The sequence below is a fragment of the Streptomyces sp. NPDC031274 genome, from assembly GCF_055570235.1.
This window is the reverse complement of record NZ_JBVIHP010000442.1, coordinates 1-1,074: the sequence shown is the minus strand read 5'-3', so window position 1 is coordinate 1,074 and position 1,074 is coordinate 1. Positions and strand designations below refer to the sequence as shown.

At 60.9% G+C, this 1,074-nt stretch carries 3 protein-coding genes; 2 read left to right on the top strand and 1 reads right to left on the bottom strand.

What is annotated here, in order from left to right:
- The coding region (locus ACZ5CR_RS47035) for an LLM class flavin-dependent oxidoreductase (protein WP_468870207.1) at positions 1-341 on the top strand (341 nt) is incomplete at its 5' end.
- A gap of 89 nt (positions 342-430) precedes the next feature.
- On the opposite strand, the gene ACZ5CR_RS47030 is transcribed toward ACZ5CR_RS47035, so the two are convergent.
- Positions 431-715, bottom strand: coding sequence for a helix-turn-helix domain-containing protein (locus tag ACZ5CR_RS47030; protein WP_468870208.1), 285 nt, complete (start codon positions 713-715; stop codon positions 431-433).
- A 159-nt stretch (positions 716-874) separates the two neighbouring features.
- Between ACZ5CR_RS47030 and ACZ5CR_RS47025 the strand changes: the two genes are divergently transcribed.
- Positions 875-1,074, top strand: a 200-nt coding sequence (locus ACZ5CR_RS47025; RefSeq protein WP_468870205.1) for a hypothetical protein, incomplete at its 3' end; no start/stop codon positions are given.

Here is a 1,074-nt window from a genome sequence, read left to right as displayed (position 1 = left end):
TCTGCGACGACGTGGCGGAGGGCTTGCTTCCGGTCAAGGCGATGCTGGGGTTCTATATCGGCGGAATGGGGCACTCCACACGAAACTTTCATGCGGACCTAATGGCTCGGATGGGATTCGAAGAGGAGGCCCGCCGGATCCAGGAGCTATTTCTCGCAGGGCGACGGGAGGAGGCGGTCCTTGCCGTGCCAGACGCCTTCGCCGATGAGATCTCACTCGTAGGGCCTCGGGAGCGGATCGCCGAGCGGCTTGAGTTGTGGCGCAATGACACGGTGACGGATCTGTTGTTGCTAGCCCCTGATCCGCATACGTTGCGAGTACTGGCCGAGCTGAACGGCTAATGCCTCGCAACCCTTTCCATGTCGGTTTGAGCCAACCCTTTTCGCGAAGGCGGGATCCTTCGAAGCCTTGAAGGGCTGCGGTGGCAGCTTCAGGATCCTCTCGCCAGATCCGGTTGATGTACTGGGCGGACACGGTGGCGCTCTCGACTCTCTTCAGATGCTTCGCCAGCTCCCGTATGGGCTAGCGCGAAAGCGCCTACGGCACCCGGCGGCGCCATGTGCTTTTCCCCGCGCACCACCGATACAGCCTCGTCAGCCCGACCAAAGCCAGGCTCAGCGTAACGACGCATCCAGCGCTCCACTGTCGACGGCGATACGCCGAGCAGCATGGCAATGCTCTCCCTGCGGCGCCCATCACCCGCCGGCAAGGCGATCTGGACCTGCCTGGCGGTATCCCGAAACGCCTCGTTGGGCTCGCCTCTGGGTCACTTTTAAGCCACGCAGCACGCTTAGGCACTCCCTCTGGGAAGTAGGGTGTCAAGCGTCATTTAACTTGTCGTGCACGAGTCAGACTTTTCCCCTGGAGGGGTCATATGGGATTTAAGAAGCGAGTAGCGTCGCTACTGACGGTCGGTGCAACACTGGGGATATCCCTCGTGGGGTTCAGTGCAACCAGCGCCAATGCCGCTGCTCCGTGCGGTTTCCCGGAAGTCGTAGCGAATAACTCCAGCGCTTCCTTCTACTTCAACAAGAACACAACCCTCAGGAGGGACCCCTACGCGGACTGTGAATC